Genomic DNA, 25663 nt, shown 5'->3' with positions numbered 1-25663 from the left:
GGCCTGCCATCGTTGGGTTTGCCGCTCAGCGTCCTTCTACGGCCTCCAGGACAGCCGTGAGCGCCTTGAGGGCAATAGCGACATCGTCGAGGGATCGGCCCGGCGGGAGAGCCTCTCCAGCGACCGAGAGGACCACCTCGCATCCGTGCCCGAAGTCTTCGGTCATGACTTCAAGGAGGGACCGGGCATCGACTGAATGCTGGCCGGGTTTGCGAATAGTCACGGGAAGTCCGGTCGCTGTCACCTCCCGCACGAAGACTGCGGCGGCACGCGCGTGAAGGCCGATCTCAGCGGCGACAATGGCTCTATGCTCGGGCAAACCGGCTCCTTTGACTCGGACGGCCTCACGCCGACTGCGATTTTTATCCCTACAAGCCTAGCGCCGGGAACCGTATGCGAGTTTTGTTTACCCAGCTGGTCTAGACCTGCGCCCGGTTTGGCATACCCTTGATCCATGGAAATCTTCTTGACCGAAGACTGTCATGCCTGCTGAGGCTTCCCGGATAGTGGGGGAGATTGACCGCAAAAGCGGAACTCCGATTTACATACAGCTCCGGGAAATCTTGCGCGCCTATATCGGCGAATCGTGCCGGCCGGGCGCCGCGTTACCGTCCGAGCGGGACCTTTCTGAACGCTTCGGCTTGGCGCGGATGACCGTTCGCCAAGCTATCGACGCGCTTGTCGGCGAGGAAGTCATTGAACGGGTCGTCGGACTTGGCACGTTCGTCCGCAAGCCGAAACTTGACCTTCAGGTGAAGCTGACCTCGTACAGCGAAGAGATGCAGCGCCGCGGGATGGTGCCCGCTGCCAAGGTCCTGAGCTTCGAGCAGATTGCCGCGAGTGCGTTCTTGGCACGGGAACTCCAGCTGGAGGAGGGAACCCCATTGGTCCGCTTCAGGCGGCTCCTCCTTGCCGACAATGAGCCCATGAGCGTGGACGAGAACTTTATCCCGGCGCATCGGGTACCCGGGCTTCTTGACGAGGCACCGCCAACATCGCTTTACAACGTCCTGAGCGAGAAATATGGCCTGGTCATGGAGTGGGGTGAAGACATGATCGAAGCAACGGCAGCATCTCCGTCTACCGCGCGTCTTTTGAACGTCGACGTCGGTACGCCGTTGCTCAAAATCCAGCGCCACGCCTTCGTCGCACGTTCCATGGTGGACTATTCCGTGTCCTACTACAGGGCCGACCGATATAAGTTGTGGGTTCCTCTCCAGCGGCCAGGAGTTCGGTCCACACGCAGTCAGGCCACGGGCTACCGTAACCACTAGTCCGGTCCGCCTGGATGCCGTGGTTACGGTCTCCAGCCGGACGGACCAGTGGTATCGGGAGACAGCCGATGTCACTCGGCAACTTTTCGTGCAATCGGACATAAAGAAGACGAGAGAGGGTCCCATCCGATGGATGGGACCCTCTCTCGTTGGTGTCAGCGGAAGCTAGTGGCTCAAAGTCCTCTGCTCTTCGCTGGACTCAATGGCCTCGTGGTGGCCGTGGCTGTGAGCTGCTGCCAGCTCAGCCGGAGTTGCGGGTGCGACGCGGTCTTCGAAGAACCACCGGGAAAGAGCGGCGCGTCGCTTTTCCTTGCGGGTTACGACGCCATGCTCGTTCGGTTCTGCAGGCAGCGGAACCGGGGATTCGAAGCCCACGAGCCTGTACTGCTTGTAGTCGTTCAGCGGGGCGTGTACCTCGATGAACTCTCCGTGGGGCAGCCGCACAATACGACCGGTCTCGCGGCCGTGCAGTGCGATTTCGCGGTCCTTGCGCTGGAGTGCCAAAGCCACGCGCTTGGTCACGATGAACGCAAACACCGGTCCGAGGAAGAACAACGCACGCAGCCAGTAAGTAACGTCATTCAGGGCAACGTGGAAGTGCGTTGCAATGAGGTCGGAACCAGCGGCAGCCCACATCACGCAGTACCAGGTGAAACCTGCGACGCCGATAGCGGTACGGGTCGGAGCGTTGCGTGGACGGTCAAGCACATGGTGCTCACGGTCGTCCTTGGTGATCCAGCGTTCGATCCACGGGTAGGTGAACAGCACCGTGAAGATGATGCCGGCAGGAACAAGCGCGGGCAGCAGCACATTCAGCGTCAGCACGTGGCCGAAAATGATGTACTCGAAGTGGAAGTCATTGACGACACCAGGCATCAAACGCAATGCGCCGTCGACAAAGCCGATGTACCAGTCAGGCTGTGTACCTGCCGACACGGGGGAGGGGTCGTAAGGACCGTAGTTCCAGATCGGGTTGATAGTGAACATGGCGGCCATGAGTGCGACGACGCCGAACACGATGAAGAAGAAGCCACCGGCCTTCGCTGCGTAAACCGGACCAAGCGGGTAGCCGACGACGTTGCCGTCATTGCGGCCCGGGCCAGGGTACTGGGTGTGCTTATGCACAACCACCATGAAGAGGTGGATGACGATCATCAGCAAGATCATCGCCGGCACGAGGAGGATGTGCAGCACGTAGAGGCGTCCGATAATCGCGGTTCCCGGGAACTCGCCCCCGAAGAGGAAGAACGAGATGTACGTACCGATCACCGGGATTGACTTGATGACACCGTCAATGATCCGCAGGCCGTTGCCGGAAAGCAGGTCATCGGGGAGGGAGTAGCCCGTGAAGCCTTCGGCCATCGCCAGGATCAGCAGGACACCACCAACCACCCAGTTCATTTCGCGCGGCTTGCGGAAGGCGCCCGTGAAGAACACGCGCAGCATGTGGACGCCAAGCGACGCCACGAACAGCAGGGCCGCCCAGTGGTGGACCTGGCGGAAGAACAAGCCGCCGCGGATATCAAAGGAAATGTTCAGGGAGGAGTTGTACGCTACCGACATCTCGACGTTGTACAAGGGCGTGTACGAACCCTGGTAGTGGGTTTCCGCCATGGACGGGTCGAAGAAGAACGTCAGGAAGGTACCGGACATCAGGAGGATGACGAAGGAGTACAGCGCCACCTCACCGAACATGAACGACCAGTGGTCCGGGAAGACCTTCCGGCCGAACTCGCGCAGGATACCGGATCCGCCGACACGCTGGTCAACGAAGTCAGTGATGCGGCCGACCTTGGTCTTGGCCGTGAAGGGGACTTCAGCTGTTGATGAGGCGCTCATGCTCGTCACGCTCCCAGTAACTCGGTCCTACAGGTTCTTTGAAGTCGCTCGTCGCAACGAGGTAGCCCTCGGCGTCTACCGAGATGGGCAGTTGGGGGAGCGGACGGCTGGCGGGGCCGAAGATGACCTTGCATTCCTTGGTGAGGTCGAAGGTCGACTGGTGGCACGGGCACAGCAGGTGGTGTGTCTGCTGCTCGTAGAGGGCGACAGGGCAACCGACGTGGGTGCAAATCTTGGAATACGCAACAATGCCGTTGTAGTTCCAGGTTTCGCGGCCCTTGGAGATGGTCAGGTCCTCGGGGTTAAGGCGCATGAGCAAAACCACGGCCTTGGCCTTGGCGCTCAGCTTGCCCTCGGCGAGTTCGTTCAGGCCTTCCGGAATCACGTGGAACGCGGAGCCGATGGTGACGTCCGATGCCTTGATCGGTGTGCCGTCGGGGTCGCGGGTGAGGCGCTTGAGCTTGCCGTCCTGAGGTGCCCACATGGTGTGTGCAAGCTTGTCGTCCGGGCGCGGACCGAGGTCGCCGAACACGGCCAAAGCCGGGAGCGGTGCCAAGGCGACAGCGCCCAACAACGTGTTGCGGATCAGCGGGCGACGCTTGATGCCGGTTTCCTCGACGATGTCATCGACGATGCGCACGGCTGCCTGGCGGTCTTCCTCGGTGCGGATCGCGTGACGCTCTTCCGAGACCTCGTGGTCCGGCATAAGGGCCTTGGCCCAGTGGACAATGCCGGTACCGATGCCCAACATCGCGAACGCGGTGCCAAGACCCAGGAGCAGGTTCTGGGTCCGGATCGTGGCGATCGATCCATCGGTGTGCAGGTCGATGGCAAAGTACGACACCAGGAAGATCACCGTGCCGATAACGGAGATGCCAAACAAGATGGCTACCTGACGTTCGGCTCGTTTTGCGGCTCTCGGGTCCGTGTCAGCCAGGCGCAAACGGTGCGGAGGAAGTCCAGGATCCTGGAACTTCTCCACAGCATTCTGACCAGCCGTAGCTACGGTGCCCGAGTGGTTCGGACTGCCGTCACTATGGTTGCCCATAATTCGCCTCATCCTTCTCTCGTTGTCCCGGCGGAGCCGGGTTAGTGTTCAATTCAAAACTGCTGTGGGGACAGCAGAAGCTGGTGGTGCGGGTGTGTGCTACGACGTGCGCGACGTCAGCCAAATGGTGAAGGCGATGATGACGCCGAGGCCTGCAACCCAGACAAAGAGGCCTTCCGAGACCGGACCCAGCGAGCCGAGGTCGGCGCCGCCCGGAGAGCCATTCGCTTCGATCTTCTTCAGGAAGGTGATGATGTCGCGCTTGCCCTCAGGAGAGATGTTGGCGTCGTTGAAGACAGGCATGTTCTGCGGACCCGTGGACATGGCTTCATAGATGTGCTGAGGTGTCACGCCAGCAAGTGCGGGTGCGAACTTTCCTCGGGTCAAAGCACCGCCGGCAGCTGCGGCGTTGTGGCACATGGCGCAGTTCGTGCGGAAGAGCTCGCCACCTTTGGCAGCATCCCCGTTTGCGTCAAGCAGGGAGGCGTCAGGGATTGCCGGGCCGGCGCCGAGGGAGGCGACGTATGCTGCCAGCTGCTGTGTCTGCTGGTCGTTGAACTGCCGCGGCTTTTCCTGGGCCTGGGGTCCGTTCATCTGCATGGGCATACGGCCGGTGCCAACCTGGAAGTCAACCGCGGCTGCGCCCACGCCGATGAGCGACGGGGCGTCCTTGGATCCGCCGGCACCCATGCCGTGGCAAGTGGCGCAGTTGGCGGCAAAAAGCTTGCCACCTTCCGCGACGTCGCTCGCGCTGGCAGTAGTGGTGTCTGCTTTCGCTTGGTTGACCGTTGTAGCAACGGCGTAAAGCCCACCAGTGACGAGGAGTCCCATCAGCAGCAAAGCAATTGCTGCCAGTGGATGACGTCGCTTCTGCGAGAGTGCCTTCACGTGGTGGTTCCTTTTTTCGAGACTGCGTCGGCTCCGGGAGCCGCTTCTTTAAAATTCATGCTCTTGTGGAAAGAGCCGGTGCTGGCTACTTCAGGACGTAGATGACCAGGAAGAGGCCGATCCACACAACATCCACGAAGTGCCAGTAGTACGAGGTGACGATTGCCGAAGTCGCTTCAAAGTGTCCGAACTTCTTGGCAGCGTACGCACGTCCGATGATGAAGAGGAACGCGATGAGGCCGCCGATGACGTGCAGGCCGTGGAAGCCCGTAGTCATGTAGAACGAGGAGCCGTAGGCGTTGGCCGAGAGGGTGACATGCTCCGAAGTGAGCATGGCGTATTCGGTGGTCTGGCCGGCAACGAAGAATGAGCCCATGAGGAACGTCAGGATGAACCACTCGGTCATCCCCCAGCGGGTGATCTGCAGTAGACCGCCCCGGCGGCGAGGTTCAAGGCGTTCGGCAGCGAACACGCCCATCTGGCAAGTAAAGGAGCTGGCCACGAGGACGATCGTGTTCACGAGCGCGAACGGGAAGTTGAGCTTGCTGGTTTCTTCAGACCACAGGGCGCCCGAAGTGGAGCGCAGGGTGAAGTACATGGCAAAGAGACCGGCGAAGAACATCAACTCACTGGAAAGCCACACAACGGTTCCAACGGATACCAAGTTGGGGCGGTTCAGCGTCGGGTGCGCCGGGGTACTGGGGGCATGGGTCGCAGATGTCACAAGGACATTATGTCTATAAAAGTCCGGACTTCCCAATGCAAACCGCCTTTTGGGGGGACTTTTTCTACAAACACGCGAAATCGCGCGGAAAAGTTCCCGGACTGCTTCGCATTGGTCACGGAGCGGTGTGGATCGCTAGCATCAAGTCGTGACTTCACAGGCAACTGCACAGCAGGCAAGCAACTCGTGGCCAGGACTTATTTCCGCGATGCTCAAGGGCCAGGACCTCTCCGTCCAGAACACGGCATGGGCAATGAACACCATCATGTCCGGAGAAGCCGCCCCGTCCCAGATTGCCGGTTTCCTCGTGGCCCTCAGGGCCAAAGGGGAGACTGTCGAAGAAGTGACCGGCCTCGTCGAGGCCATGCTGTCCAATGCCAACCCGGTGAACATCCCGGGCGAGAAGCTGGACATCGTGGGCACCGGCGGCGATCAGCTGAACACTGTCAACATCTCCACGATGGCGGCCTTGGTGGCGGCCGGCGCGGGTGCGCGCGTGGTGAAGCATGGCAACCGGGCGGCGACGTCGTCGTCGGGTTCCGCCGATGTGCTTGAGGCGTTGGGCGTCAGGCTCGACCTGCCGATCGACCGCGTTGCCCGCAATGCCGAGGAGGCGGGAATCACTTTCTGCTTCGCTCAGGTGTTCCACCCGTCGTTCCGCCACACCGGGGTGGTGCGGGCGGAATTGGGAATCCCGACGGCGTTCAACTTCCTTGGTCCCATGACCAATCCCGCACATGTACAGGCGTCGGCCGTGGGCGTGGCCAACGCCACGATCGCACCACTGATTGCCGGGGTCCTGGCTCGCCGCGGCAGCCGCGGTTTGGTATTCCGCGGGGAAGACGGACTGGACGAGCTGACCACCACAGGGCCGTCGACAGTCTGGGAAATCAGGAGCGGTCAGGTGGAGCAGCTGTCATTCTCGCCATCGGATCTTGGAATCGCCCCGGCGACCGTAGCGGACCTCCGCGGTGGGGACGCAAAGGCGAATGCCGCCGTCGTACGCGAAATTCTCGGCGGCAAGCCGGGCGCGGTCCGCGACGCCGTGCTGCTCAACGCCGCTGCCGGCCTGGTTGCCTTCGACATCGCTGCCGAGGGTCCCTTCTTGGAACGCATGGAGTCGGCGCTGCGGCGCGCGGCTGAATCCATCGATTCCGGCGCCGCTCACCGCGTGCTGGAAACATGGGTGGCGCTCAGCCAAAGCTGATCGCTGCGCTGGCAATCACGCAGCGCGGGGAGGACTACTGCTCGAAACCCAGGGAAAACGCGGCGTCGAGATCGTGCTGCGAGTAGGCACGGAAGGCAATGTGGGTGGTTGTGTGGACCACGGCGGGCACCTTGGAGAGCCGGTCCGCAATGACGTCCGCCAATTCTTCGTGCTTTGCCACCCTGGCCACGGCGATGAGGTCCCATTCACCCGTCACCGAGTAGACCTCGCTGATGCCCTTGATGGCGGAAATCTCCTCGGCCGTTTCAGGGATGCGCGAAGCGTCGGTCTTGATCAGGACAAAAGCGGTGATCACTGGGAGGCCTTTCCGGAGTGCGGCAGCGGACGTTGCAAGCCTAGTGCATCCACGGGCCCTTAGGTCCGGGGCGTCCGGGCACGGAACCGCACCGCGAGGGCAATCACGGCGCGGTATCCCAGGAGCAGGATCGCAAGGCTGATCAACGCCACGATGATGAACGCAATGACAACGACCTGCCCCGTGAGCGCCCGGAGGATCATCCCGACCGCGACGGTTCCAATCCATACAGCGACCCCGGCTGGCCACAGGGAGAACGGCGCACGCCACACGCGCACCACCAGCCATGCGACAGCAGCGCCGGCAAGGAAGGGCCACGCTGTGGCGAAAACGCCGGCGATGACTTCCGGTCGCTGGTGCGCATCACGGCCGATGGCGGCAAAGATCAGGATGAGGACGGCGTCGGCCACGGCGGCGAAAAGGGCGGAGCGCGAAACAGCGGTTTTGGCAGCAGGCATGGAATCGACATTATCCCGCCGGGCCGGTCGAGTTCGAACCGGGCATTGGTTGGAACCGAAGCCGGAACCGGCCCTGCAAAGCCCTTGTGCCCCCGTGGCGCACCTGCAAGCCTTGAATCCGGAACTGCGATACGGAGGCCGACGTGAAGTTGATCCAAGTTGCCCAGAGAGCGGTCGACCTGGATCGCGCGTCGGACTTCTACTCCCGGTTGCTCGACGCCGAGCCGAGCGGCAGGTTCGATCCGCCCGGACTCCTGTTCTTCGACCTGGACGGTACCCGGCTCCTGCTGGACCGTGGCGCGCCGACCGCGTTGATTTACTTGGACGTGGCTGATGTACGGTCTTTGCTCGATGAATTCCGGACCCGGGGTACCCGGATCCTCCAGGACGCCCAATTGGTCCACCGGCATTCCGACAACAGTTTGGGACCGGCCGGAACCGACGAATGGATGGCGTTCATCGAAGACAGTGAAGGCAACACCCTGGGCCTCGTGACCCGCTACCAACGGGGCTGAGCAGACGCCGCTGCGGGCATTGTGTCCGCGGTGGACCCCGACTAGCGTTCAGACCGAAGCCGGAGACTGGAGACCGGTCAGGCGGGATGGAAGGACATTCATTATGCAGAAAATCACTACGTGCCTGTGGTTCGATTCCCAGGCCGGGGAAGCCGCGGAGTTCTACACAACGCTGTTCCCTGGTTCTTCGATCGGAAAGGTCCTGCGGAGCGGCGATGCCGGTCCCGGACCGGTCGGACAAGTAGTGACCGTTGAGTTCGAGATAGAGGGCAGGGAGTTCCTGGCCCTCAATGGCGGCCCGATGTTCAAGTTCACCGAAGCCGTCTCGCTCGTGGTCAATTGCGATACCCAGGAAGAAGTGGACCGCTACTGGGATGCGCTGACCGACGGCGGCGAGGAAAGCCAATGCGGTTGGCTCAAGGACAAGTTCGGACTGTCCTGGCAGATCGTGCCGAAGATCTTCCCGGAGCTTCTTTCGGGCCCGGATCCCGACGGCGCGCAACGCGCCATGGCCGCGATGCTGCAGATGAAGAAGCTGGACATAGCCGCCCTCCAGAGCGCCTACGACGGCGCCTGAAAACCAAGAGGACGCAAGGATGCATCGCCCGTGGCTGCGTCCATCGGGCGCTGTTAGCATGACCACAAGGCAGCTCATCCGGCTGCCACAACCCTGAGGAGAAATGCAATGCCCACGAACCTCAACCCGTACATCAGCTTCCGCGACAACGCCAAGGACGCCATGGCGTTCTACAAATCCGTTTTCGGCGGAGAGCTGACGCAAAGCACTTTTGCTGAATTCCATGCGAGCGAAGACCCTGCCGAAGGCGACAAGATCATGCACTCGGCCCTCACCATCGGCAATGGAATGGTCCTCATGGCCGCGGACACCCCGAACAGCATGGAGTACAACCCAGGGAACAACATTTCGATCTCGCTGAGCGGCGAAGACGAGACCGAACTCCGCGGGTACTGGGACGGACTCGCCGACGGCGGAACTGTGACTGTCCCGATGGAGAAGGCGCCGTGGGGTGACGTTTTTGGAATGCTGACGGACAAGTTCGGCATTGCCTGGCTTGTCAATGTGTCCGGAGAGCGTTCCGAATAGGCAAGTAGCCCGACGGCGGTGAAGGAACCGCCGTCGGGATCGTCCCCGTCGGGGACTGGAACCAACAAAGGCGCCCCCAGGTCCGCAGCGCGGAACTGGGGGCGCCCCTTATTCGGCTGAATCGAAAAGTTAGCCGAGCGGGTTGGTTGCCTGGCAGGTCTGGTCCTGCGCGGTTTGATTGACGACGTCGCTGGGCTTGGCAGCGGGGAGTGTCGGCTTGTCGCCTGTGGCGAAGTCCTGCCCCGCATAGAGCTGGACACCCTGCACAGCGTCGACCTGCTGAACGCTCGACGCCGGCAGCCCGAACATCGCAGCGACATCCGCGGCGACATCGGCAAACCCGGCACCGTAGTAGACCATGGTCTGCGCCCGTGTTTCAGCCTGGATCCGGGACAGCTTGGTGAAACCGGCGTTTGAGAGGAGCGTTCCGATCTCCTGGCTCCTCCCGCTCACGCCTGTTCCATTGGCTACCGTGACCGGCTGCAAGGCCTTGCTGTAGGGAGCTGCCGGAGTCCCGGTGGCGGTGGGGGCCGCTGATGGTGCCGCGCTCGGGGCCGGCTGGCTAAGATCGGCGCTCTGCTTCAACGCAGCGAAGAAGTTGCTTGCCGCCGGTTCGTCGAGGTCGAGGCGGTTGGGGTCGGACGCTGCCGGCACATTCGGCACGGTGATGAAGTTGACCTTGGCGGGGTCGATGTTCTTGAGCCTGCCAGCGATGGTCAGCAGGGCGGGAACGGAAGCGATCCCGTCGTCGACGGTGAGGTTCTTCGTCACCGTATCTGCAATGCCCAGCATTTTCTGCGGGTCGCTCAGCGTCCCCTCGGACTTGAGCTTCCGCACCAAGGAGCCGAGGAACGACTGCTGGGCTTTGATTCGTCCAAGGTCACCGCCGTCCGTGAACGCGTGCCGGGTCCGAAGGAAGGCAAGGGCCTGGTCTCCTTCGACCTGCGAAGTGCCCTTGGGCAAATGCAGTCCTGATTCGGGGTCGTCCACAGCGGAGCTGACGCAAACGTCCACGCCTCCGACTGCCTTCGAGAGTTCCGTTACGGCGTTGAAGTCGGCCATCATGAAGTGGTCGACTTCCAGGCCTGTCAGCTTGTTCACGGTGTCGACGGCGCAGCCGATTCCGGCCTCAGCCATCGCGCTGTTGATCATGGCATTTTGCCGTTCGGGATAGTGCTGGCCGGTCTTGCTGTCAGTGCAAGCCGGAACATCAACCAGGAGGTCCCGCGGAAAGCTGATGACGTTTACGTGGTTATTGTCCGCCGAGATGTCCACTAGCATCATGACGTCGGATTGACCGTAACCGGACGATTGGTCCACGGTACCGAATTGCCCGTTCTTGCCGCTTCTCGTGTCGGTGCCCAGGACGAGGATCTGGAGCCGGTCCTTACTGTCGTCGACCGGACCTTCCGTCCTGATTCCTCCGGCTCCCAAAGCGGATTTTGAGATGTTCGACTGGAGCCGCCACACCCAATACCCGCCGAAAGCGACTACTGCCACCAGCAGTACGGCAACTACGGCGCTGGTGATCTTGAACCAGCGTGGCGCATTGCGGAAGCTGAATCGCCGGCGGCTGCGGACGGCCAATTTGCCCTGACCTGGATAGCCGACGGGTCCTGTCTGGCTCGGATCCGGGTTGGGTGCATCATGGGGAGTTACCAAAAGGGACTACCTCTCCAGGGGGAACAACGGACGGCCCCATTGTAGCCGTGGGGTCTGGGAAAGGGCCGAACGTCGAATCCTATAGCACACTTACGGTGATTGAATAGGACAATGACTTTCCCCTCGCTGGCGGCATTCATCGGGCTGTGCGCAATTTTGGCACTCACCCCCGGGCCCGACTCGTTCCTGGTCTTGAGGTACAGCCTTTCGAATGCCCGGTCCGGCCTGGCTGCCGCGTTTGGTTCGTCCCTCGGCAGCATCTTCTGGGCGGCGCTTGTGGGCGTCGGCTTGGCGACTTTGCTGGAACAATCCGCCGAGGCGTACCGGATAGTGAAAATCGTGGGTGGCTTGTACTTGGTCTACCTCGGCGTCACCGCATTTATCAATAGCCGACGTATACAGCACGGGCGGTTGGACGGCGAGCGCGCCGTGAAGAACTCCTCAATTCGCTCAAGCTTCCTGGCGGGTTTGCTCTCATGCATGCTCAACCCGAAGGTTGGGCTGTTTTTCCTTGCCATCGTTCCCCAATTCCTGCCGACGGGGGATGCGTCCTTTGGCTTGACTATGCTGCTCGGGGTCATAGACTTCGCCGTTTCGATGATCTATCTCGGAGTCTTGTCCCTCGTGGCCACCAAGGCGGTTCTCTGGCTGAAAAAGCCGTCCGTCACCAAGGCAATGGAACGCACCTCCGCCGGGATCCTTGCAGCGCTTGGCCTTGGGACCGCCATCTCGGCGAACAGCTAGGTCACCTGCGGTTCCTCTGCTGTTCCCATTCCGTCATGATTTGGGGCATCCGTGCGTCCAGGAACCTGTAGAAAGCCGCCATCTCGTCCAGCCTCCCAAATGCCGTGGAGTCCTGGTTGCCGATTGCGGCCGTGGCGGTGTCTGCGAGGTCAGCCAAGGCCCGATAAATCGGGCGTTCGTGTGCGAACGCTGCCTGCCAAGCGTTGGGCGGGACTTCGTAGCGGTCCCTTCGGCTCCCGGGCTGGGCAACCCTTCGAACAATCGCGATCGATTGCAGGTATCGGACGGCGCCGGAGATCGCGGCCGCACTCACCCCGAGCACTTCGCCCAGCTCAAGCGCCGTGAGGCCGCCGTCTTCAGCGACGGTGAGGGCCATGAGGACCCGCGCAGGCATCTTCGGCATGCCTGCCGCGTTAAGGATGGCGGCCGATTGCTCGGCCGCCTCGCGAATCGTTCGTTCGTCCCGTGCCATCTTGTGCTCTTATCTCTCCCGTAGGTTCCAATTCACGTCACGGGGGCTAAGCGGAGTTCAGTTCGCGCCGACGCATTGACGCTACCGCCACGGCGCCGACTGCCACTGCGATGCACAGCATCCATATCCCGCCGCTCCAATCGGTGGAGGTGCCGACGGGAACAGGGGAGTGGGTGAACGGAGACAAATTCCGTAGCCAATCAGGCATTCCCACCAGCCCGCCGAACAGGCCAAATACCGTCCCGAGGCCAAGCAGGGTCCAGCTTAAGCCAATGGTCCAGCCCGGCAACGCGACGAACACCAAGGCCAGGGCCGTGAGGTACACCAGTGCTGCCGGCAACTGCGCCGCTGCCGCGGCAAAGGAATCTCCAATGCGTGCCGACGTGTCGCCGACCGCGAGCGCGCTCACACTGGACGTTATCGCGCCGCTGAGAAGCACGAGGATGATCGACGCTGTGCCGACCACAAGGTATCCCGTCAGCCAGCGGTTCCGGGATACCGGCGTTGCCAGCACTTGTTCGGCGGTTCCTGCCACCTCCTCTTGGCGCATTCGGATGATCACCTGGGTTGCGCACGCCGCCGCTAATATTCCTACCATCACAAAAATGGCGGAGATGCACAGTTGCACGAGGGAGCCTTTTCCGCCAGGGATGAGGCTCGACATGATCTTTGCCATGTTCGGGTCAGCGTCTGCAGCGCCGGCGACTGCGTGCGCCAAGGTGCCGGTCAAGATGCCCGCGAAGGCGCTGCCGGCACACCAGCCCACAACGGTCGGCCACTGAAGCCGCCAAGCGAGGCTTGTTGAGCTCGACAAGGATCCGCGGGCCTCCATTCGTCCGGGGCGCCCTGCGAGCAAGCTTGCGCCGCTGTCACGCTGGGCTTGAAGGCTGAAGACGAGTACGAGCAGGACGGCAGCGAAGGCCAGGCTCAAGAGCAACGGCGTGAGGGTGTTCTTGTCGTAGGCCAGGGTTTGTTGGGCCCAGCCGATCGGGGAAATCCAACTCCACCACGCCACGGTCGTGTGGAGGTGGTCGGCCGACGGCGTACCCAATGCGTCGCCAATGCCGCGAACCGCGTAGGCGGCCATTACGGCGGCCGCGGCTACTCCGTTTGCGCCGCGGGACGTGCGCATGAGCTGGGCGGCGAAGAGTCCGACGGCGAGGAAGGAAAGTCCGACGGCGGCCGTCGCCGAGCCCGCGACGAAGGACCCCGCGTCATCCAGGCCGCCTGCGATAAAGGCAAATGCGACAACGAGGCCCACCACGAGATTGGCAGCTGCACCATAGACGACGGTGACGACCGTGGGCAGGGTACGACCTGCGGGAGTCGCGGCGAGGAGCTCGGCGCGTCCTGATTCTTCCTCGGCCCTCGAGTGCCGGACGGCCAGGAAGGTGCTCATCAGGCCTACCAGCACTGCGATGAAAGTAAAGATGTCAAAGAAGATGAATTGGTCAAGTCCGCTGCCCTCGGGGGTGCCGCGGAGCATGAGGATGCTGGGATTGGCGACGGCAAGTTCCAGGATGTTTTGCCGGCCCGCCGCGTCACCGTAGCTCTGTTTCACAGCTGAGACCGAGAACCCGACAAGGAGCCCGATACCGGCTATCCAAATAGTCATCTGCAAGCGGTCGCGGCGCAACCGTTGCCGGAACAGGGTGACCACAGTGCTCATCGTGAGCCCGCCACCTTACTTGCCGCCCGCCGTCGGGCCCTGCGGCCCGGAAGCTCAGCGGACGATGCTTCGGCAGGGTGTATTTCGTCGCCATAGTGCCTCAGGAACAGTTCCTCGAGCGACGGCGGTGCCACCCTGAGTCCTTTGACGTCGAGATCCGTGAGTGCCCGCAGAACCGGCGAGACGTTATCGCTGTCCACTGTGAAATGTGCCCGTCCGTTGACCACTGCCAGGTCATGGATTGTGGGTATGCTGGCAAGCTCCGCTTCGGTCAGTCCGTTACGGGCGAACGACACTTCCGTTCGCGTCAGGTGCCGCAATTCCGCCAGCGTTCCGGACTCGACTGTCTTGCCGGCGCGGATAATGCTCACGCGGTCGCAGAGTTGTTCGACTTCGGAAAGGATGTGGCTGGAGAGGAGAACCGTGCCGCCTTCCGACGCTGCACGGCGGATCTCCTGGTTGAAGACGCCCTCCATGAGCGGGTCCAGCCCGCTCGTGGGTTCGTCGAGGATGTAGGCGTCCGCCGGGGACGCAAATGCCGCTACCAGCGCCACCTTTTGGCGGTTGCCTTTCGAATATGAACGGCCCTTCTTGGATGGATCAAGCTGGAAGGCTTCGATCAGCCGTGCCTTCCGCGCAGCGTACGCGGCTTTGTTGTCAGTGCCGCCGCGAAGCCTGCTGAGCAGATCGATCGCTTCGCCACCTGAGAGGTTGGGCCACAGGCTGACATCGCCGGGGACATAGGCGATGCGCTGGTGAAGAGTGGTGGCGTCATTCCAGGGATCCTGGCCGAAGACGGTCGCGCTGCCACCGCTCGGCCGGGCAAGACCAAGCAACACGCGGATGGTGGTTGATTTGCCGGCGCCGTTCGGGCCGAGGAAACCATGCACCTCTCCTGCGTTGACTGCGAGGTCAAGGCCGTCCAGCGCGCGGATCCGGCCGAAACGTTTCTCAAGGCCACGGGCCTCAATCACTGTGTTCATGGTTCGCACGCTACGCTCGATTCACAAAATTGTGAATGTTCTTAACGAATTCTTAATGCCCTTGGAAAGGTCCCGTTTTCGGGAGCTTGCACGCCACGTTACGTCGGGTCCTAACGTTGACCGCATGGACCAAGCGGGCAGCGAATCCCAAGTTCGCCATCACCGCGGCGCCGAAGGGCAACCGTAATTACGGGTATCCGGGCTTGCACATGCATAGTTTAAGTTTGTGAGCTTGCACTTATGGGTAAAGTCACCGCATGAATGCAGGACGGAAACGAACAGGGGCTTGAATTGGCAGGGAATGCATCCTTCCGGCATAGGAACACCGCGCTGCTCTCGGTTAGCAGTGTCGAGGCTCCGAGGATTGTGAGTTCCACGGATTTCGATCGCAGGTTGGCATCGACCCTGCAGCGGCTGAAGTTCCCGCCGCGCCTGCTTGAGCGAGTTGCCGGAATAACGCAGCGCCGGTGGTGGGCGGCGGGGACATCGTTCGATGACGCCGCCGTCGAGGCTGGTGCGAAGGCCCTGGCGGAAGCCGGCGTCGAAGCGTCTGAAGTCGGGCTGTTGATCAACACCTCGGTCACGCGCCGCAACCTTGAACCGTCGGTCGCGGTGAAGATACACCACGAACTCGGCCTGCCGTCGTCGGCCATGAACTTCGACTTGGCGAACGCCTGCCTCGGCTTCGTGAACGGCTTGATTCTGGCGGCCAACATGATCGACTCGGGCCAGATCAGGTACGCCGTCATCGTTAATGGCGAGGACTCCCAGGGCACCCAGGAAGCCACCTTGGCACGTTTGCAGAGGCCCGAGACAACGAGGGAAGACTTCAATCGGGAGTTTGCCACACTCACGCTCGGATCCGGGGCTGCGGCCGCCGTCCTCGGCCCATCTGATGAGCACCCCGGAGCGCACAGGCTTGTCGGGGGAGTAATGCGCGCCGGTACCGAACATCACGAATTATGCGTCGGTGGGATCGACGGCATGGCCACGGACACGAAAGGCCTGCTCGACGGCGGTCTGCAGCTCGTTGTCGAGGCCTGGCATGAAGCCCAGCCGGAATGGGACTGGGCCACGATGGACCGCTATGTCACCCATCAGGTCAGCAATGCCTACACGCAGGCGATCATTCAGGCCATTGATCTGGATCCGGACAAAGTTCCGATAACCTTCCCGCACTGGGGCAACGTTGGCCCCGCTTCGCTTCCCATGACACTTGCATCCGAGGCGCAATCACTCACCGCCGGCGACCGGATCTTGTGCATGGGCGTTGGTTCCGGGCTGAACACGGGCATGGTGGAAATCGTTTGGTAGGCACCAATTGGCCAGGCGTCGATCCGGAATGGTCCCGGACAATCGAGGTGAGGTCCACATCCGCAGTCGACGCGCCCGGTACAAATCGGCACTGGCACCTGTTGGATAACGGTGCGCAGCTCGCCCGCCGTGGCCTTGTTTCCAAGGGAACCCTGCTTTGCGTACATGGAAACCCGACCTGGTCGTATCTGTGGCGGACACTGCTGGCCGCCGGATCGGACGCCGCACATCCGTGGCGCGTTATTGCCGTGGACCAATTGGACATGGGCTACTCGGAGCGCACCGGGACGTTCCGTCGCCTGACGGACAGGATCAACGACCTGGGTGACCTCACCGACGAATTGGGCCTCGAGGGGCCCGTGGTGACAGTAGGCCACGACTGGGGCGGGGTAATCAGCCTGGGCTGGGCCTTGGCGCACCAGGACCAGCTCGCCGGCGTGGTGCTGACCAACACAGCCGTCCACCAGCCGTCCAATTCGGAAATTCCGCCCGCCCTGCGGCTGGCCCTGCACCCAGCGGTGCACGGGTGGGGAACCACGACGTCGGACGCCTTTCTGCGGGTGACCCACTCGCTTGCGAAACCCACGCTGTCCCCGGACGTCCGAAAGGCGTACATGGCGCCGTACCGCGGAGCCCGGCGTCGGGCAGGGGTGGGGAACTTTGTCGCTGATATTCCCGTCGACGCTTCCCATCCCAGCTACGCCGCTCTCGGCGGCGTAGCGGAAGGGTTACGCGGGTTGAAGGTCCCGGCACTGATGCTCTGGGGACCCCGGGACCCCATCTTTTCAGACCGGTACCTCAAGGACCTCATCGGCCGACTCCCGCATGCGAAAGTGCACCGCTTCGAAGGCGCCGGGCATCTCGTGGCCGAAGACCGCGATATCGCCACACCGGTTTTCCAGTGGCTAGCCGACGGAAATGCCGGTGACGGCGATCCGCCGAACACGGAAACCACAATCAATGACGACGGGAAGCAGCGGGACGCGTCCGAACTGGCGGGATTCAGGCCGCTTTGGGACCTCCTCACCGAGCAGTCCAGCGGGTCGGCCGGAGGGGACACCGCCGTCGCGGAAATGGCCCCGGACGGCACAGTATCCCGTTCACTGAGCTGGCAGCAGCTGGAGAGGAATGTCCTGGACCTCGCCGCGGGATTGCGGGAAACCGGCGTGGAGAGCGGTAGCCGGGTAAGTCTCATGGTTCCGCCTGGAGTGGACCTGACTGTCGCACTTTACGCCTGCCTGCGGCTCGGCGCGGTGGTGGTAGTGGCCGACGCCGGACTGGGAACCAGGGGCCTGAGCCGCGCCGTGAAAGGTGCTACCCCTGATTTCATCATCGGGATCGACAAAGCACTGGCCGCGGCGTCGGTACTCGGCTGGCCGGGACGCCGGATCAGCGTACGGGACCTCCCGCCCGCCCGCCGTCGGGCCTTGCGCGTCGAGACGTCCCTCGCAGCACTCGCCCGGCAAGGTTCCGGACGCGGTTCGGAGACGACAACGCATGTTTCGGACCCAGCACTGCCAGCCGCGGTACTTTTTACGTCCGGCTCGACCGGACCGGCCAAAGGCGTGGTCTATACCCACCAGCAGCTATCCGCAATGCGGGATACCGTGGCCGAAACGTTCGGGATCCGTCCGGGTGCCAGGCTTGTGGCCGGTTTCGCTCCATTCGCCTTATTGGGCCCGGCGCTTGGGGCGGTTTCGGTGACGCCGGCCATGGACGTCACTGCGCCCCGCACTTTGACCGCCCGAGCGCTGGCGGACGCTGCCGCGGCCATCGACGCCACGGTTGTTTTTGCTTCGCCAGCGGCTTTGCGGAACGTCCTTGCGACCCGGGATGGCCTGAACGGGGCCGGGCAAAAGGCCTTGGCTCGCGTCGAGTTGCTGTTGTCTGCGGGAGCGCCCGTCCCGGAACCGCTCCTGGCGGAGGCGCAAAGGCTACTGCCGCGGGCTTCGCTGCACACACCGTACGGGATGACTGAAGCGCTGCCCGTCACCGACATCGGCCTTGAACAAATTCAGGCCGCCGATGCTGACAGGACTGCCGGCACCGTGAGGGGAGCGGGCAATGGCGTGTGCGTGGGGACACCTGTGCATGGGGCGCGCATCGCCGTCGTCCCGCTGAAGGAGGACGGTACGGCGCCAAGCTCGCGCCTGGTGACGGAGGCGGGAGTGACCGGCGAAATCGTGGTCAACGCCGCACACGTCAAAGAAGCTTACGACAGGCTCTGGCTCACCCAGGAGGCAAGCGCCGATATTCCTAGCTGGCACCGTACCGGTGACGTCGGGCATTTCGACGCCGCCGGGCGACTCTGGGTGGAGGGACGCCTTGCGCATGTGGTGACGGCACCGGGCGGTGTGGTGACGCCTGTTGGCGCCGAACAGGCCATCGAAAGACTGGACGGCGTTCGGATGGCTGCCATCGCCGGGGTCGGTCCGGCAGGGACGCAAGCCGTGGTCGCCGTCGTCGAGACCGTTCCTCCCGCACGCAAAGCCGGACCCGCTGCGCCGGAGCTCGCCGGGCGGGTCCGCGAGGCAGCGCGGAAGGCCGGCGTCGATGTTTCCGCCGTTCTTGTTGTTCCCACGCAACCCACTGATATCCGCCATAACGCCAAAATCGACAGGGCCCGGCTGTCACGTTGGGCGACGCGGGTGCTCGCCGGCGGCCGTCCGGGGAAGCCATGAGGGTCCTCGTCACCGGCGCCAGCGGGTTGCTCGGCAGCGAAGTGGCCCGGCTACTGGTGCGGCAGGGCCATGCCGTGACGACGTTCCAGCGCCGGCCATCAGGGGTCGACGGCGCTAAGGACTTGCGCGGCTCCGTCACCGACGATGAAGCGGTCAGGCTCGCAGTTCACCGCGCAGAAGCAATCATCCACTTGGCCGCGAAGGTTTCATTCACGGGCCGAGCGGCTGAGTTTGATGAGGTAAACGTCGAAGGAACCCGTCGCCTGCTTCATTGGGCCCGTGCGGCCGGCGTACGCGACGTGGTATTTGTTTCCTCTCCGTCTGTGGCTAACTCGGGCGCCGCAATCGCCGGACTGGGCGCGGAGCCGGCCGACCCTAAGCACGCGCACGGCGACTATTCCCGCACCAAGGCCGAAGCTGAACTGTTGGCGTTGGCAGCGGACGCTCCGGGCTTCCGGGTTGCAGCGGTACGGCCGCATGTCGTCTGGGGCCCGGGGGACACCCAGCTCGTGGAACGGGTCCTGGCCCGGGCCAGCCGTGGCCGACTGCCGCTGCTCGACGCCGGTGCGGCCCTGATCGACACCACCTATGTGGACAACGCCGCCTCGGCTATCGTCGCCGCGCTGCATCGCATGGACCATGTCCATGGGAGGGCCGTCGTTGTAAGTAACGGCGAGCCGCGCCCGGTCGGTGAGTTGCTGGCGGGCATTTGCGCCGCCGGGGGAGTCCAGGCGCCGTCTTGGGCCGTGCCGGGCGTTGTGGCACGGTCAGCCGGCGCAGTGGTGGAGAGGCTTTGGACCTGGGCAGGGCGCAAGGAAGAGCCGCCTATGACCAGGTTCCTCGCCGAGCAACTCTCCACCGCACACTGGTTTGACCAGCGCGAAACCCGTGAGCTTCTTGACTGGGCTCCGGCTGTGTCCCTTGATGAAGGACTTGCGAAGCTGGCGGAGTATTACTCGTCGCGGTGAGGGTTCAGTTACAGGCGCGCCATCATGCTTCCTGCTGTCCTCATTTTGAGTGTGAGGGCGCTGAGGGCCAGCATTTCGAGGGCGGTCCATGTGAGCGTGCCGCCCCAGATTTCGGGGGAGAAGCTCAATGTTCCGTCATGGATGGCGACCCCGGCGAAGTACGGGGCCCAGAACACGACGGGGCACAGGCCTGTTGCGATCATCAACCGCGCTGGACGGTCCGGGGCGGGGCGGACGACCGCCCATAGGACGGCAACGAGGAATGCACCGGCCAGGGCCGCCGGCACAAGCCATGCGTCGCGCAATGCAACCATGATCTGCAGGGCAACAGAGGGGAGCAGCGTCATCGCTGCGGGCACGACGGGGTGCAGGCGCCAACGAAGTGACAACAGGAGGACGGGCATGAATAACGTGGCCGTGGACACGAAGAACGATGCCAAGGAGATGATGATGCCCGAAGACGTCGGACTCGTCACCGCAGGTGGTGTCCCGGGGACCGCAGCGTAGGTCTGGATGAGTCCGTGGCGGGCGAACACCGCGAACTCTTGAAGAATGAATGCCGCAACCATGCCGGAAAGCATGGCGCTCACGACGGCGGGTAGCCGTTGTGGCGATGATCGTGCAGGGGAGTGCCATGCGGCGGTGAACGGGGCGCCGAGGATGAGGAAGCCGCCTGTGGCCAGCCCCAAATGGGACGGGCTGAACAGCGCCTTGATTCCATGCTCGATGCCGAACACCGAATGCCAGGCGAAGTCGCCCGCGCCGGAGACGAGGAAGAGGATGACCCCGGCGGCCGCGGCTCCGTACCCGGCGGGAACAGCTTCGATCCACCGCATGCCGGGGCTATGCCTGCGCCAGGTCAAGGAAGCAATCCAGAGCGCGTTGACGGCAAAGCCCGAGTAAAGGATCGCGTGCCACGGAGTGAAGAAGGTCTCCAGATCGGGAAGGTTGTTGTGAGCCCAGCCGTCTACATACGTTCCCGTCAGGAGCCAGACGCCGGCAACGAGCGTGATGACGTCTTCAACGGCCGTGGTGGGACGATGAACCGATGCCGGCGGAACCGCAAAAGCGTGTGCTGCTGTGGCGTCCATAGCACCACACTAGATCCAGCCGCCCTGCGCGGGGAGAGGCGGTCTTACTGTCCCGTCTCATCCAACGTGATGCACTGTCCGTTCTCAATTTACTTGGCCATGCTGACCTGTGGTTTGGCCAGATAAATTGAGACGGACGGGGTGGCAACCGTCGCAATTTAGTTGGCCATTCCGTATGGAATCGGAGTTTCGCTCGCCCGGCCGCGAGACGAATGCCGGCGCTGGAAGGGCCCGCTCAGGCCCGAGCGATGCAAGAACGCCAGAAAGCTGCGCATGTGCCATCCGCCCCTCCATGCGCCGACACAGGGTCTCGTCCGTCATGTTCGAAGGCGGCGACCTCAGCGGCTGACAGCATCCATGGTGGCCATATTAACTGAGACAACCCCGGAAAACCGTAGATGGCCAGGTAAGTTGCGAGCTGGCCAACAAAACTGAGACAGGACAGCCACCTGCCAGGAGGCTCCAAATATTAGTTGAAGTGTCAACTAAATAACTGGATAAGCGGGTGTGTGCGTTCTCACATCCGCAAGCAGGTGCAGAGGCCCTCCACGCCCATATTGGGCCAGCGCGCCTTCCAGTCGGGGCGTTTCTCGTGCCTGGGCAAACCACCACGCTGATTGATTCCGGCGTCGGGCCGAACGACTTGCACGGATACGGGCTGCTGGTCGGAGGGAATTTGATTCGCCAGCTCCAGGCGTACGGGTTCGAGCCGGCCGACATAGACCTGCTCGCGCTGACGCATCTTCACATGGACCACGTGGGTGGGATTGTGGATGTGAACGGCGAGATCGTCTTTCCCAATGCCCAGGTTCTGATGGGGGCCGACGACTGGGCGTACTTCATGGAACGGGACGATGCCGAGTTGGCTCCCGAAAAGCCTGTTCGTGAGGGACTGAGACTCCTCGCAGAACGTGGCCGTGTCACGCTGTTGACCGAAGATGGACAAATCGCACCAGGCGTCACTCGCATCGCAGCCCCAGGACACACCCCGGGTCACTCCGTGTACGCCGTGCACGACGGCCCCGAACGGGCCCTCATTCTTGGGGACACCCTGTACTGTGCAGAACAGGTGACCGAGGTCGATTGGGCGGTGCTGAGCGACTTTGACCCCGTGCTGGCCCGCTCGACGCGTGAACGCATCCTTCGGGAGAAGGATGCGTCCGGCGACACTGGTGTGGGTTGTCATTTTCCCGAGTTGCGTGCCGGGCGCCTCGTCGGCGGAAAATGGACCTCCAGATGATTCGAGGAAGGAATTTTCAGGCCGTCGGCGGGAGGTTCCCTTTGGCGAACCCCCGGCGGGGCCTTCTGTGGAAACAGGGATGCGCGTACGCGCGCCGTGGCTCTTCACAGCTCAGGTTAATCATCGAGCGGTAAATCGACGGATCGCGTCCAATACGCGGATTCCCGGGTGCCAGTCGGCGTGCAGCCAGTGCCGCACGGGTCGAAGCTATCGTCGGCGGCTTCAACACTGATCCATTCGAGGAAGAGTCTTTGGCTGCGTGAAGGGGCGATCGGGGCCCAGAACCGTGACGTTGATGAGTAAGGGTAGAGCAGGGCCTCGACGATGGGCTTTGCGGCTTGCGGGGCGTGCGTGGCGGTGATGGGGTCTTGTGGTGGCGCCCGGCGGCGGTAACCTCGGGGCCGGCTTGGATGCGGAACTGGTCGGTGAAACCAAAGACGCCGTCAGCGATCCAGACGCAGTAGGGGGCAAGTGACGGGGTCGTGAATGGACAAGCCCCCAGCGAACTAATGAAAATGCTCACTGGTTGCGCGGCATGCCCACCGCGCGGCTAATGAGCGCGTCGAACTGACGGTCGCTGAGCAGCCCGCGCGCGGCGATGAGTCGCTGCGCACCAAACCCTACCGCGTAGCGCGTCTTCGGCTTCGACGCGGTTACGGCCTTCCCGATCGCGTCGGCGATGACCGACGGCGGGGAGTTACGGTTGCTGTTCGCTTCCGACCGCAGCGACTTTGCAACGGCCTCTGCCTGCGAAGCGTAGGCGCCCTTCCCGGAGGTCTCCTGAACGAGGTCCGCGGCGATTCCGCCCCACTCGGTCGCTATGCCGCCGGGCTCGATGATCACGACATCGATCCCGAACGGCCTCACCTCGAGGCGCAGGCAGTCGCTGAGTGCCTCAAGTGCGAACTTCGTGCCGTGGTACCAGCCGCCCAGCGGAGTATGGATCTTCCCGCCCATCGACGTGATGTTCACGATCGTGCCTGAACCCTGGGTACGCATATGCGGCAGGGCCAGTTGGGCGAGCCGCATCGCGCCGAAGACATTGACCTCGAACTGGCGGCGACCCTCGTCGATGTCGACGTCCTCGAGCGCACCGTAGGAGCCATAACCGGCGTTGTTGACCAGGACGTCGATCCTGCCGGTCTCGGCGACGATCCGGTCGATGCCGGTTTGCATGGATGCATCATCGGTGACATCCATCGCCAGGGGACGGACTCCCTCCGCGGCAAGGCCCTTCAGCCGATCAGTGCGTCGTGCGGCCCCGTAGACGATGAAGCCGAGGGCCCGCAGCTTCCTGGCCGTCGCTTCCCCGATCCCGGAGGACGCGCCGGTGACGAGTGCGGTTTTGGCGGTCATGTTTGTGCCCCTCTAGTAATATGAATCTTGGTTCACTTAAATGATGAACCGACATTCACTTTCGCGCAAGTTCCGGCAGGAGAATTTTTCGTGACCACCCAACAGCGCCCGATGCGCGCCGACGCGATACGCAACCGTGCAAAGATCCTCGACGCCGCCCGGGCGGAAATCGCCGCCCAAGGCCCGGACGTAGGAATGGAGGTCATCGCTGCGGCTGCCGGCGTGGCGGTCGGAACACTCTACCGGCACTTTCCGACGAAGACCGACCTGGTGGGCGCCGTGCTCGCGGAATACATCGAGCAGATCACGACCGAGGCTGAAGGCGCCCTGGATCGCGCCCGGCGCGGCGCCTCACCGGTGACTGTCATCGTTGAGTTCCTGCGCGAAGTCGTCCGGATCTCCGCGATCAATGAGGCCGCGAAATCCGCAGCTCCCGCCTTGGGTGCTGCTCCCGGCGTCGACGAGTCCCGTGCCGCGGCGGCGATGTCTGAACTCATCGCCATGGGAATCGCAGCCGGGCAGATCCGGCAGGACCTCACCGTTGCCGATATCTACATCCTGATCTCAGGTGCGCCTTTGGACCAGGAAGAGCCGGTCCGTGAGCGGTGGGCCGCGCTGGTCCTGCCATGCCTTACTGCCGACGCCGCCCGGATTGATCTCGAACAAGTTGGGCAAAGGTGAGTTACGCCGGTGGGTGAGTATGGAGCCTTGACGTTGCGGGAGAAATCGACGAGGCCGAGGTGACGGAGTTCGTCGCGCCGAAGCCCCCAACCGTAACCGGTCTTGAAGGCGACGGCGTCACGCCACGCGGCAAGAGCGCCCTTGCGTCCGGAGTTTATGATCCGTTCGACTTCAAGGTCGGCCAGGTCGAAGAAGGCCTGCAGCTCCTCGAGAGTAAAGGCACGTTTCTCCGGACCCATATCGGCATCCTGGACGTGCCGGGCCTTGTTGAACTCAGTCGTTGCGAAGGCGCTCTCGTGGAGGGCGCCGAGGTCACGCCAGGCCTGCAGTCGTTCCCGGGTCCGGCGGTGGCTGGGCTTGGGTATGGCCTTGGTCTCGTGGAGGGGGCGTTCGATCTCCTCGACGGTGGTGCCGTTGCGTGCTGCGTGGCGGGAGGCGTAGCTGATCAAGCCCTCGCCGCCGAAGATCCTGGTGGGGACGGGGAGCGGCTGGATCGTCACTGGGCCCGCTTCAGCCCGCGCTTGCCGCTGCCGGAGGACATGGCCGCACGCGTGAGGTGGTGTTCTTCGGCGGCGTAGTCAGTAGCCGTGGCCTGGAGGCGGCGACGGTCGATCTTCTCGGTGCCGTCGATGATCGCTCCGATGGCCGCGTCCGACAGGAGGGCGCGGAGGCCGCCGATGCTCCCGCCGGTGCGGTCCCACAGGTAAGCGGCTTCCCCGGCGAGGGACTCGGGATCGTGCTCGGCAAGCGGGAGGAGGTCCTCGACCCCCAGGACAAGCTCGGTCCAGGCCTCACGGTCTGTCTTGGATCCGTTCCCGTAGGGGCGCATCTGATGCATGATCATCCTGGCCTTGATCTGCCTCCCCATGTCCCCGGCGAACAGGTCCGTGGTGGGCAGGTCGATCCCGGCGTAAAGGAAGGTCGCATCCAGCCGGTCGGCGAACTGCTTGAGGGCGCTGGCCGCCTCGGCGCCGGCCTGCCGGTTCGTCGTCAGGTTGTGAACTTCGTCCACGATCACCAGCGATGTCCCCAAGGTGCGCAGCACACCCACGACGTGCTCGGTGACCAACTGCGCGGTTGACCGCTGGGGCACCGGGAGGCCGAGCCAGTTCGCGAAGGCCTGCATGAGCATCCTGGGTGTGGTCGCTGGCGGGACCACGGCATAGACCACCGGGGCGAAGGAGACGTCATCGATACGATCAAGGCGCCTGCGCTCGGCTTTCTCATGGCGCTTGCCGATCAGCAGCGCGGCGGTGGACTTGCCCATCCCGGCTGCCCCGGAAACGGCGAGCCCTCGCCGAGCCGTGGCGGTGGTGGCCGCGTTGCGCGCGAGGATGATCCTGGTCTGCCGGGTAAGCGCATGCGTGTCCGTGGTCTCCAGCACGGTGTCGGCCGCCAGCCAGCCGAAGCGTTCCCGGTCGTAGGCGT

General features: G+C 63.2%; 26 protein-coding genes. 12 read left to right on the top strand and 14 right to left on the bottom strand.

Annotated elements, in window-relative coordinates:
* Nucleotides 1–25: 25 nt before the first annotated feature.
* Nucleotides 26–319 carry an HPr family phosphocarrier protein gene (locus ABCW42_RS11260; protein ID WP_423181337.1) on the bottom strand — a complete coding sequence of 98 codons (294 nt, stop codon included), beginning with the start codon at nucleotides 317–319 and terminating at the stop codon, nucleotides 26–28.
* Nucleotides 320–482: 163 nt separating this feature from the next.
* Between ABCW42_RS11260 and ABCW42_RS11255 the strand changes: the two genes are divergently transcribed.
* Nucleotides 483–1274: a GntR family transcriptional regulator gene (locus tag ABCW42_RS11255; protein ID WP_423181336.1), complete on the top strand. Its 792-nt coding sequence runs from the start codon at nucleotides 483–485 to the stop codon at nucleotides 1272–1274.
* 165 nt (nucleotides 1275–1439) lie between these two features.
* On the opposite strand, the gene ABCW42_RS11250 is transcribed toward ABCW42_RS11255, so the two are convergent.
* From ABCW42_RS11250 to ABCW42_RS11235, 4 genes are all read right to left on the bottom strand, one after another.
* A complete protein-coding gene (locus ABCW42_RS11250; RefSeq protein ID WP_423181335.1) occupies nucleotides 1440–3113 on the bottom strand; it encodes a cytochrome b in 1674 nt (557 codons plus the stop codon).
* Complete coding sequence (locus ABCW42_RS11245; RefSeq protein WP_423181334.1) at nucleotides 3091–4161, bottom strand: Rieske 2Fe-2S domain-containing protein; 1071 nt, start codon at nucleotides 4159–4161, stop codon at nucleotides 3091–3093. The genes ABCW42_RS11250 and ABCW42_RS11245 overlap by 23 nt, the downstream gene beginning before the upstream one ends.
* Nucleotides 4162–4260: 99 nt before the next feature.
* Entirely contained in the window at nucleotides 4261–5049 is a 789-nt protein-coding gene (locus tag ABCW42_RS11240; protein ID WP_423181333.1) for a c-type cytochrome, read from the bottom strand.
* Nucleotides 5050–5134: 85 nt separating this feature from the next.
* Nucleotides 5135–5809, bottom strand: coding sequence for a cytochrome c oxidase subunit 3 (locus tag ABCW42_RS11235; RefSeq protein WP_205754216.1), 675 nt, complete (start codon nucleotides 5807–5809; stop codon nucleotides 5135–5137).
* A gap of 112 nt (nucleotides 5810–5921) precedes the next feature.
* On the opposite strand from ABCW42_RS11235, the gene trpD reads away from it, so the two are divergent.
* Complete coding sequence (gene trpD / locus ABCW42_RS11230; protein ID WP_423181332.1) at nucleotides 5922–6980, top strand: anthranilate phosphoribosyltransferase; 1059 nt, start codon at nucleotides 5922–5924, stop codon at nucleotides 6978–6980.
* A gap of 34 nt (nucleotides 6981–7014) precedes the next feature.
* On the opposite strand, the gene ABCW42_RS11225 is transcribed toward trpD, so the two are convergent.
* Entirely contained in the window at nucleotides 7015–7296 is a 282-nt protein-coding gene (locus ABCW42_RS11225; RefSeq protein ID WP_423181331.1) for an Lrp/AsnC family transcriptional regulator, read from the bottom strand.
* A gap of 59 nt (nucleotides 7297–7355) precedes the next feature.
* Nucleotides 7356–7754 carry a DUF3054 domain-containing protein gene (locus ABCW42_RS11220; RefSeq protein WP_423181330.1) on the bottom strand — a complete coding sequence of 133 codons (399 nt, stop codon included), beginning with the start codon at nucleotides 7752–7754 and terminating at the stop codon, nucleotides 7356–7358.
* A 143-nt stretch (nucleotides 7755–7897) separates the two neighbouring features.
* Between ABCW42_RS11220 and ABCW42_RS11215 the strand changes: the two genes are divergently transcribed.
* The 3 genes from ABCW42_RS11215 to ABCW42_RS11205 all read left to right on the top strand — a co-directional run bounded on the left by ABCW42_RS11215 (nucleotide 7898) and on the right by ABCW42_RS11205 (nucleotide 9374).
* Nucleotides 7898–8269, top strand: coding sequence for a VOC family protein (locus ABCW42_RS11215; RefSeq protein ID WP_423181329.1), 372 nt, complete (start codon nucleotides 7898–7900; stop codon nucleotides 8267–8269).
* A 103-nt stretch (nucleotides 8270–8372) separates the two neighbouring features.
* Complete coding sequence (locus tag ABCW42_RS11210; RefSeq protein ID WP_423181328.1) at nucleotides 8373–8846, top strand: VOC family protein; 474 nt, start codon at nucleotides 8373–8375, stop codon at nucleotides 8844–8846.
* Nucleotides 8847–8954: 108 nt separating this feature from the next.
* A complete protein-coding gene (locus ABCW42_RS11205) occupies nucleotides 8955–9374 on the top strand; it encodes a VOC family protein (RefSeq protein ID WP_423181327.1) in 420 nt (139 codons plus the stop codon).
* A 129-nt stretch (nucleotides 9375–9503) separates the two neighbouring features.
* Here ABCW42_RS11205 and ABCW42_RS11200 read toward each other — a convergent pair whose 3' ends face one another.
* On the bottom strand, nucleotides 9504–11036 hold the full coding sequence (locus ABCW42_RS11200; RefSeq protein WP_423181326.1) for an LCP family protein: 1533 nt from the start codon (nucleotides 11034–11036) through the stop codon (nucleotides 9504–9506).
* Nucleotides 11037–11147: 111 nt separating this feature from the next.
* Here ABCW42_RS11200 and ABCW42_RS11195 point away from each other — a divergent pair, with 111 nt between their 5' ends.
* Entirely contained in the window at nucleotides 11148–11780 is a 633-nt protein-coding gene (locus ABCW42_RS11195) for a LysE family translocator (RefSeq protein WP_423181325.1), read from the top strand.
* A 1-nt stretch (nucleotide 11781) separates the two neighbouring features.
* Here ABCW42_RS11195 and ABCW42_RS11190 read toward each other — a convergent pair whose 3' ends face one another.
* Genes ABCW42_RS11190 through ABCW42_RS11180 form a run of 3 tightly spaced genes read right to left on the bottom strand, consistent with a single transcriptional unit; the run spans nucleotide 11782 to nucleotide 14904 of the window.
* Entirely contained in the window at nucleotides 11782–12252 is a 471-nt protein-coding gene (locus ABCW42_RS11190) for a GbsR/MarR family transcriptional regulator (protein WP_423181324.1), read from the bottom strand.
* Between the two features lie 46 nt (nucleotides 12253–12298).
* The gene (locus ABCW42_RS11185) at nucleotides 12299–13921 is read right to left on the bottom strand and encodes an ABC transporter permease (protein ID WP_423181323.1); all 1623 of its coding nucleotides are present in this window, start codon (nucleotides 13919–13921) and stop codon (nucleotides 12299–12301) included.
* The gene (locus ABCW42_RS11180; protein ID WP_423181322.1) at nucleotides 13918–14904 is read right to left on the bottom strand and encodes an ATP-binding cassette domain-containing protein; all 987 of its coding nucleotides are present in this window, start codon (nucleotides 14902–14904) and stop codon (nucleotides 13918–13920) included. Before ABCW42_RS11180 ends, ABCW42_RS11185 begins: the two co-directional genes overlap by 4 nt.
* 261 nt (nucleotides 14905–15165) lie before the next feature.
* Here ABCW42_RS11180 and ABCW42_RS11175 point away from each other — a divergent pair, with 261 nt between their 5' ends.
* The 3 genes from ABCW42_RS11175 to ABCW42_RS11165 are packed head-to-tail and all read left to right on the top strand — an operon-like array spanning nucleotide 15166 to nucleotide 19867.
* Nucleotides 15166–16218 carry a 3-oxoacyl-ACP synthase III gene (locus ABCW42_RS11175; RefSeq protein ID WP_423181321.1) on the top strand — a complete coding sequence of 351 codons (1053 nt, stop codon included), beginning with the start codon at nucleotides 15166–15168 and terminating at the stop codon, nucleotides 16216–16218.
* On the top strand, nucleotides 16212–18899 hold the full coding sequence (locus ABCW42_RS11170) for an alpha/beta fold hydrolase (RefSeq protein WP_423181320.1): 2688 nt from the start codon (nucleotides 16212–16214) through the stop codon (nucleotides 18897–18899). The genes ABCW42_RS11175 and ABCW42_RS11170 overlap by 7 nt, the downstream gene beginning before the upstream one ends.
* Entirely contained in the window at nucleotides 18896–19867 is a 972-nt protein-coding gene (locus ABCW42_RS11165; protein WP_423181319.1) for an NAD-dependent epimerase/dehydratase family protein, read from the top strand. The genes ABCW42_RS11170 and ABCW42_RS11165 overlap by 4 nt, the downstream gene beginning before the upstream one ends.
* Before the next feature lie 8 nt (nucleotides 19868–19875).
* On the opposite strand, the gene ABCW42_RS11160 is transcribed toward ABCW42_RS11165, so the two are convergent.
* Complete coding sequence (locus ABCW42_RS11160; protein WP_423181318.1) at nucleotides 19876–20958, bottom strand: hypothetical protein; 1083 nt, start codon at nucleotides 20956–20958, stop codon at nucleotides 19876–19878.
* 592 nt (nucleotides 20959–21550) lie between these two features.
* On the opposite strand from ABCW42_RS11160, the gene ABCW42_RS11155 reads away from it, so the two are divergent.
* Nucleotides 21551–22198, top strand: a complete 648-nt coding sequence (locus ABCW42_RS11155; RefSeq protein ID WP_423181317.1) for an MBL fold metallo-hydrolase — start codon at nucleotides 21551–21553, stop codon at nucleotides 22196–22198.
* Between the two features lie 519 nt (nucleotides 22199–22717).
* Here the strand turns inward: ABCW42_RS11155 and ABCW42_RS11150 are convergent.
* Complete coding sequence (locus ABCW42_RS11150; protein ID WP_423181316.1) at nucleotides 22718–23554, bottom strand: oxidoreductase; 837 nt, start codon at nucleotides 23552–23554, stop codon at nucleotides 22718–22720.
* A 90-nt stretch (nucleotides 23555–23644) separates the two neighbouring features.
* On the opposite strand from ABCW42_RS11150, the gene ABCW42_RS11145 reads away from it, so the two are divergent.
* Nucleotides 23645–24235 (top strand): TetR/AcrR family transcriptional regulator, encoded by a 591-nt coding sequence (locus ABCW42_RS11145; RefSeq protein WP_423181315.1) that lies wholly within the window; start codon nucleotides 23645–23647, stop codon nucleotides 24233–24235.
* A 59-nt stretch (nucleotides 24236–24294) separates the two neighbouring features.
* Nucleotides 24295–24813 (top strand): hypothetical protein, encoded by a 519-nt coding sequence (locus ABCW42_RS11140; RefSeq protein ID WP_423181314.1) that lies wholly within the window; start codon nucleotides 24295–24297, stop codon nucleotides 24811–24813.
* On the opposite strand, the gene ABCW42_RS11135 is transcribed toward ABCW42_RS11140, so the two are convergent.
* Nucleotides 24732–25619, bottom strand: a complete 888-nt coding sequence (locus tag ABCW42_RS11135; protein WP_423181313.1) for a TniB family NTP-binding protein — start codon at nucleotides 25617–25619, stop codon at nucleotides 24732–24734. The two genes, ABCW42_RS11140 and ABCW42_RS11135, sit on opposite strands and share 82 nt — an antisense overlap.
* Nucleotides 25620–25663: the final 44 nt, after the last annotated feature.

Source organism: Arthrobacter sp. NyZ413 (assembly GCF_049390645.1).
Classification (GTDB): domain Bacteria; phylum Actinomycetota; class Actinomycetes; order Actinomycetales; family Micrococcaceae; genus Arthrobacter.
Note: the sequence above shows the minus strand (reverse complement) of the source record. Positions and strands in the feature narration are given on the sequence as shown.

Excerpts from the sequence above, each read along its gene's own strand:
- ABCW42_RS11185 (WP_423181323.1), bottom strand. The coding sequence starts at position 13,921 with ATGAGCACTGTGGTCACCCTGTTCCGGCAACGGTTGCGCCGCGACCGC.
- ABCW42_RS11255 (WP_423181336.1), top strand. The coding sequence starts at position 483 with ATGCCTGCTGAGGCTTCCCGGATAGTGGGGGAGATTGACCGCAAAAGC.
- ABCW42_RS11250 (WP_423181335.1), bottom strand. The coding sequence starts at position 3,113 with ATGAGCGCCTCATCAACAGCTGAAGTCCCCTTCACGGCCAAGACCAAG.
- ABCW42_RS11160 (WP_423181318.1), bottom strand. The coding sequence starts at position 20,958 with ATGGACGCCACAGCAGCACACGCTTTTGCGGTTCCGCCGGCATCGGTT.
- ABCW42_RS11180 (WP_423181322.1), bottom strand. The coding sequence starts at position 14,904 with ATGAACACAGTGATTGAGGCCCGTGGCCTTGAGAAACGTTTCGGCCGG.
- ABCW42_RS11175 (WP_423181321.1), top strand. The coding sequence starts at position 15,166 with ATGCAGGACGGAAACGAACAGGGGCTTGAATTGGCAGGGAATGCATCC.
- ABCW42_RS11220 (WP_423181330.1), bottom strand. The coding sequence starts at position 7,754 with ATGCCTGCTGCCAAAACCGCTGTTTCGCGCTCCGCCCTTTTCGCCGCC.
- ABCW42_RS11205 (WP_423181327.1), top strand. The coding sequence starts at position 8,955 with ATGCCCACGAACCTCAACCCGTACATCAGCTTCCGCGACAACGCCAAG.
- ABCW42_RS11190 (WP_423181324.1), bottom strand. The coding sequence starts at position 12,252 with ATGGCACGGGACGAACGAACGATTCGCGAGGCGGCCGAGCAATCGGCC.
- ABCW42_RS11150 (WP_423181316.1), bottom strand. The coding sequence starts at position 23,554 with ATGACCGCCAAAACCGCACTCGTCACCGGCGCGTCCTCCGGGATCGGG.
- ABCW42_RS11165 (WP_423181319.1), top strand. The coding sequence starts at position 18,896 with ATGAGGGTCCTCGTCACCGGCGCCAGCGGGTTGCTCGGCAGCGAAGTG.
- ABCW42_RS11210 (WP_423181328.1), top strand. The coding sequence starts at position 8,373 with ATGCAGAAAATCACTACGTGCCTGTGGTTCGATTCCCAGGCCGGGGAA.
- ABCW42_RS11245 (WP_423181334.1), bottom strand. The coding sequence starts at position 4,161 with ATGGGCAACCATAGTGACGGCAGTCCGAACCACTCGGGCACCGTAGCT.
- ABCW42_RS11195 (WP_423181325.1), top strand. The coding sequence starts at position 11,148 with ATGACTTTCCCCTCGCTGGCGGCATTCATCGGGCTGTGCGCAATTTTG.